Source organism: Nocardia sp. NPDC004151 (assembly GCF_042874235.1).
Lineage (GTDB): Bacteria > Actinomycetota > Actinomycetes > Mycobacteriales > Mycobacteriaceae > Nocardia.
On sequence record NZ_JBIAMR010000003.1, the window covers coordinates 305,310 to 310,849 of the forward strand.

Annotated in this window: 7 protein-coding genes; 6 read left to right on the top strand and 1 reads right to left on the bottom strand. The window is 68.8% G+C overall.

Annotated elements, in window-relative coordinates; all coding sequences use genetic code 11:
- Positions 1-35 precede the first annotated feature (35 nt).
- A complete protein-coding gene (locus tag ACFYTS_RS08850) occupies positions 36-1,085 on the bottom strand; it encodes an ABC transporter permease (protein WP_357281673.1) in 1,050 nt (349 codons plus the stop codon).
- A 129-nt stretch (positions 1,086-1,214) separates the two neighbouring features.
- Between ACFYTS_RS08850 and ACFYTS_RS08855 the strand changes: the two genes are divergently transcribed.
- Genes ACFYTS_RS08855 through cobM form a run of 6 tightly spaced genes read left to right on the top strand, consistent with a single transcriptional unit; the run spans position 1,215 to position 5,239 of the window.
- Positions 1,215-2,369, top strand: a complete 1,155-nt coding sequence (locus tag ACFYTS_RS08855; protein WP_357281671.1) for a sensor histidine kinase — start codon at positions 1,215-1,217, stop codon at positions 2,367-2,369.
- Positions 2,366-3,001, top strand: coding sequence for a response regulator transcription factor (locus ACFYTS_RS08860; RefSeq protein WP_357281670.1), 636 nt, complete (start codon positions 2,366-2,368; stop codon positions 2,999-3,001). The genes ACFYTS_RS08855 and ACFYTS_RS08860 overlap by 4 nt, the downstream gene beginning before the upstream one ends.
- An 18-nt stretch (positions 3,002-3,019) precedes the next feature.
- Complete coding sequence (locus ACFYTS_RS08865) at positions 3,020-3,445, top strand: PPOX class F420-dependent oxidoreductase (RefSeq protein ID WP_357281668.1); 426 nt, start codon at positions 3,020-3,022, stop codon at positions 3,443-3,445.
- Between the two features lie 48 nt (positions 3,446-3,493).
- Complete coding sequence (locus tag ACFYTS_RS08870) at positions 3,494-4,102, top strand: TetR/AcrR family transcriptional regulator (protein ID WP_387302372.1); 609 nt, start codon at positions 3,494-3,496, stop codon at positions 4,100-4,102.
- Complete coding sequence (locus tag ACFYTS_RS08875) at positions 4,099-4,458, top strand: DoxX family protein (RefSeq protein WP_357281666.1); 360 nt, start codon at positions 4,099-4,101, stop codon at positions 4,456-4,458. The genes ACFYTS_RS08870 and ACFYTS_RS08875 overlap by 4 nt, the downstream gene beginning before the upstream one ends.
- A 22-nt stretch (positions 4,459-4,480) precedes the next feature.
- Positions 4,481-5,239, top strand: a complete 759-nt coding sequence (gene cobM / locus ACFYTS_RS08880) for a precorrin-4 C(11)-methyltransferase (protein ID WP_357281664.1) — start codon at positions 4,481-4,483, stop codon at positions 5,237-5,239.
- Positions 5,240-5,540 lie beyond the last annotated feature (301 nt).

A 5,540-nucleotide genomic window follows, 5' to 3' on the forward strand; every position in this document is an offset into this window, starting at 1 on the left:
CGCGATGCTCCTGGGAGGCAAAGGGATTGTGGTCATCAGCGGGCCTGGTTGAGCGCGGTCAGCGGATCGGTGGTGACGAGGAAGCGCAGCGCGAACGCGGCGCCGAGCAGGCCGAGCGCGATCAGGGCGGCCGCCGGGAACAGCGTGGTGCTCGCGCTGAGGATGAACGGCACCGCGCCGCCCATGAACAGTCCGGCCACGACGGTGATTCCCACACCCACGCCGACGCCGAGCAGCAGCACGATCAGGGCCTGGCTCAAGGCGTCCCGGATCAGCGATCCGGTGGTCGCGCCCAAGGCCTTCAGGGTCGCGATATCGGGCTGCCGCTGCACGGTCCACACCGTGAAGAACGCGCCGATCACGAGCGCCGAGATGGCGAACAGCATGACGGTCATCAGCGTCAGCGAGCCGTTCTCGGCCTGGTAGGAGGCCATGGCCGACAGCGAGTCCTTGCTGCTCGTCGTGGTGGTGTGGGCGCTTGCGTCGAGGGCCTTCTGCTCACTCACCCCCGAGACCGCGAGGATGGTGGCCGCGCCCGAATGCGGGTTCAGCGCCTGCCAGTCCGACAGGGTCATCCACACCACCGGGGTGTGCGCGTACCAGTCGTCGTCGGTCACGCCCGCCACGCTGTAGCGCGCCGAGCCCAGCTCGACCGTGTCACCGGTCTTCGCGTCGAGGTTCTTCGCGGCCGCCTTGGACAGGATCACCGTGCCCGGCTCGGTAGCTGTGCGCTTGCCAAAGGGGGTGCCCTGGACGCCGAACAGCGCTACCTGGGTCGGGGACGCGCCGTTGACGGTGGCGCGGGTGCGGCTGATGCCGATCGGGTCGACGGTGCCGCCCGCGCGCTCCCAGGTCTGCACCTGTTCGGTGCTCAGCGTGGAGGCGTCGAAGGAGGGGGAGGAGCCGGTGTCGGAGAAGACGACGGTGTCGGTCTTCAGCGATTCGATGGCGGAGATGTTCTGGTGCGCCAGACCGGCCGTGAGACCGCTGAGAAAGCTGACCAGCAGCGCGACCAGCGTGACCACCAGGGTAATCAGGAGGAAGCGGCCGCGGGCCGCCCGCAGATCTCTGAATGCGACGAACATACTTACACCCTCGTCGGGAAAGCCCGTCCCGCCATCGCGCCGCGGAACGAATCCCGGTCCGCCAACGGCACGGCGGCGTTTCCTACTTTCGATGGATGCCGGGGTAATTGCCCGGCATAAGCTGGTCGCGTGCACCGGTCCCCCCTGACTCCCGTCTTCTCCGCACTGCAGCTCGGGCTGCACGTGCTGGTCGTGGCGTTGACCGTGGTGGTGGCGGTGCAGGAGGTCGTCTCCGGGGCCCATCAGGTGCTGGTGGTCGTGCTGGCCGGGGTCTTCCTCGGCGTCTACTTCACCGGGGGCCGGTTCCGCCGGAACCTGGTGGGAGCACGGATCTGGCTCGCCGCGCTGACCCTGCTCTGGCTGGCCCTGGTGCTCGTCGCCCCGCTGGCCGTCTACCTGGTCTTCGGTCTCTTCTTCCTCTATCTGCATCTGCTGCCGCGCTATTGGGGCGTGGTGGCGGTGATCGCGGCGACCGTGGTCGCCGTCGTCGGGTTCGCCGCGCACCGCGGGTGGACGGTCGCCGGTGTGATCGGCCCGCTGCTGGGCGCGCTGGTCGCGGTCGCCATCGGGCTCGGCTACGAAGCCCTGTTCCGGGAGGCCGCGGAACGGCAGCGGCTCATCGACGAATTGCTCGCCACCCGAGAGACTCTCGCCGAACAGGAACGCACCGCGGGCAAGATGGCCGAACGCGAGCGGCTCGCGCAGGAGATCCACGACACCGTCGCGCAGGGGCTCAGCAGTATTCAACTGCTGCTGCACGCCGTCGAGCGGGCCGCCCCCGATCATCCGGCGCTGGAACGGATTCGGCTGGCCCGGGAGACCGCCGCCGACAGTCTCGTCGAAACCCGCCATCTCATCGCCGAACTCACGCCGGCCGCGCTGGAGGGTCAGTCCCTCGCGGGCGCGCTCAACCGGATCGCGGAGCGGGCCGCCGCGCCCGGACTGGACGCGCAGGTTCTCGTCGAGGGCGATCCGCAGGCGCTGCCCATGCCGATCGAGGCCGCGCTGGTCCGCATCGCGCAGGGCGCGGTGTCGAATGTGGTGCGGCACGCGCAGGCTCAGCGGATGCGGGTCACCCTCACCTACGGCGATGACGCCGTGCACCTCGACGTGGTCGATGACGGGGTGGGCATCGATCCGGCCGTACTGGCCGAATCCCCGTCGGGCAGCTTCGGTTTGAACGCCATGCGCAATCGCGTGGAGCAGCAGGGCGGCACCATGGATGTCGAATCCGAACCCGGCCACACCGCGGTCACCGTCTACTTCCCCCTGGAGGACCAATGATCCGCATCCTCCTCGCCGACGATCACGCCATCGTCCGCGCGGGCCTGCGCGCCCTCCTCGACTCCAGCGTCGCCGAAACCGATTCCGACGACATCGAAGTCGTGGGGGAGGTCGCCACCGCCGAGGATTCGGTGGCCTTCTGCTCCACCACCCAGGTCGACCTGGTTCTGATGGACCTCCGCTTCGGCCCCGGCAAGTCCGGCGCCGACGCCACCGCCGCCCTGCGCGGCCTCGCGAACCCGCCGAACGTCCTGGTGGTCACCAACTATGACACCGACGCCGACATTCTCGGCGCCATCGAGGCGGGCGCGGTCGGCTACATCCTCAAGGACACCCCACCCGCCGAACTCCTCGCGGCCGTGCGCTCCGCCGCCGAAGGCGAGAGCGTCCTCTCCCCGTCGGTCGCCTCCCGCCTCATGACGCGGGTCCGCAAACCCGACACCACCCTGAGCCCCCGCGAGATCGAAGTCCTGCGCCTGGTCGCCGACGGCCATTCCAACCGCGAGATCGGCAAACGCCTCTTCCTCTCCGAGACCACCGTCAAATCCCACCTGGTCCACATCTATTCGAAGCTCGGCGTGAAATCCCGAACCTCCGCCGTGGCCAGGGCTCGAGAGCGCGGAGCCATCTGAGGTCGTAGCGTGTCGCCCATGGCCTCACTGTCCGATCAGCGCGTCCGCGATTTCCTCACCGAAGGCACCCGCACCGGCAAGCTGGCCTTCGTGGCCGCCGACGGCCGACCCCTGGTCGCCCCGATCTGGTTCATCGTCGAGGACGACCACATCGTCTTCAATACCGGCAAGGACACGGCCAAGGGTCGGTCCATCCTGCGCGACGGCCGCGTCACCCTCTGCGTGGATGTGGCCGCACCCCCGTACTCCTTCGTCCAGGTGCAGGGCGTGGCCGAGGTCTCGGAGGATCGGGACGAGCTGATCCGCACGGCCACCGATATCGCCGCCCGGTATATGGGCGCGGACCGGGCCGAGGAGTTCGGGAAGCGGAACGGCGTCCCCGGGGAGCTCGTCGTCCGGCTCTTCCCGACGAAGGTCCTCACCGACTTCCAGGTCAGCGGCTGATCACCGATTTCGGAACCACGAGTTCCGTTATGTGTTAAATTCGGAACCGTGAGTTCCGTATCCGAGGGTCCGCGGCCGGGCCGGCCGCTGTCGGCCGAGACCGATCTGGCCGTTCGCGAGGCGACCGTCGCCCTGCTCGCCGAGGTGGGTTACGCCAGACTGCGCGTGCAGGACGTGGCGACGCGGGCCGGGGTGGGCAAGGCGGCGCTGTATCGACGCTGGCCGTCCAAAGCCGCACTCGCACTGCATCATCTGATCGGGGACCTGCGGCCGCGCGAGTACCGCGATACCGGCAGTCTGCGCGGTGATCTGCACGAGGTCGCGGCCGACTTCGTCGAGCGCATGGGCAATCCGCGGGTGCGGGCGGTGCTGCCCGAGCTCATGGCGGATCTGATGCGCGACGGAGCCCTGCAGACCGTGTTCGAGGACGTCTGCCTGCTGCCCGAGCGTGAGCTCATCCGGGCGGTCGCCGAGCGGGCGGTCGAACGTGGGGATCTGTCCGGGGTGCCCGACTTGGATTGGGCGCACGCGCAATTCGCGGGACCGGTCTTCCTCTGGCTCACCATGCTCGGTGGGCAGGGGGATCGGGCGCTGATCGACCGGGTCGCGGATTCCGTTGCCGCGAGCTGGATGTACGACAAGGAGAAGGACCAATGAACACCTGGCTGTGGATCGGGCAGATCGTGCTCGCGGCGTCGTTCGTGCTCGGGGGCGTCGCGAAGGCGGCGATCGAGAAGGACAAGCTGCGCGGCGGGATGCCGTGGGTGGACGACCTGTCGCGGAACGCGGTGCGGGGGATCGGGATCGTGGAGATCCTGGGCGGCCTGGGGGTGGTGCTGCCGTGGGCCACCGGGATCGCGAAGGTGCTGACGCCGGTCGCCGCGGTGGGGCTGGCCCTGGTGATGGTCGGCGGGTTCGTGACCCACGTGCGGCGCGGGGAGTACGGGCGGTCGCTGTCGAACGTGGTGCTGTTCGTGGTGGCGGTGCTGGTGGCGGTCGGACGGTTCGCCTGAGCGGGTGTGCGAGACTCGCCCGATGACAGTGCACTTCATCGGGGCCGGGCCCGGGGCGGCGGATCTGCTGACCGTGCGTGCGGTCGAACTGCTGCGCCGGTCCCCGGTGTGCCTGTACGCGGGGACGTATCTGGACCCGGAAGTGCTGGCGTACTGCGCGCCCGACGCCGAGCTGATCGATACGCAGAAGCTGGATCTGGACGAGATCGTGGCGCACTGCGCGCGGGCGCACGCCGAGGGCAAGGATGTCGCGCGGCTGTGCTCGGGCGACCCCTCCATCTATTCCGCCCTCACCGAACAGAAGCGACGCCTCGATGTGCTGGGGATTCCCTGGGACGTGACGCCCGGGGTGCCCGCGTACGCGGCCGCCGCGGCCTTGCTCGGGGCGGAACTGACTGTGCCCGAACAGGTGCAGTCGGTGGTGTTGACTCGGACACACGCGCGCTCGACGGCTATGCCCGATTCGGAGGCGCTGGCCAACTTCGCCCGCACCCGGGCCACGCTGGTGCTGCACCTGGCCATCACCCGGATCCGCACCCTGGCGCAGGAGCTGACCGCCGACTACGGCAGTGCCTGCCCCGTGGCCGTGGTCTACCGCGCGACCCAGCCCGAGCAGCGAATTCTCCGGGGCACCCTGACCGATATCGCGGATCGGGTGGAGGCGGCCGGATTGCGGCAGGCGGCGGTCATCCTGGTGGGTCCGGCGCTGGCCGAAAGTATCGATTGTGCCCAGTCCCACTTGTACGACCCTGGTCGCGATAGGTCGCATATCACAGGGTGAAACAGCGAAAAGGGACGATAGCTGACGGCTATGGCCCTTTCTGTTTGTGGCTTGCGCGCTGACGGTAGATTGGACCGAGTGTCCGTCACCAAGATTGCGTCTTCGACCCGGCAATGGCCGGCGGGTGTGGTCGCGCCCATGTAACAAGATCGGCCAGCTGGGGGGATACCTCCCAGGGAGTCTCAATACGGTGAAGTAAGCCCCGAACGCCGGACGCCACGCTCACAGCAGCGGTGGCGTCCCGTTCGGGTTTTTCGGCGGGGAACGCTGCGGTCGTGGTGTTCCGGAAGCGAGGTTTGGG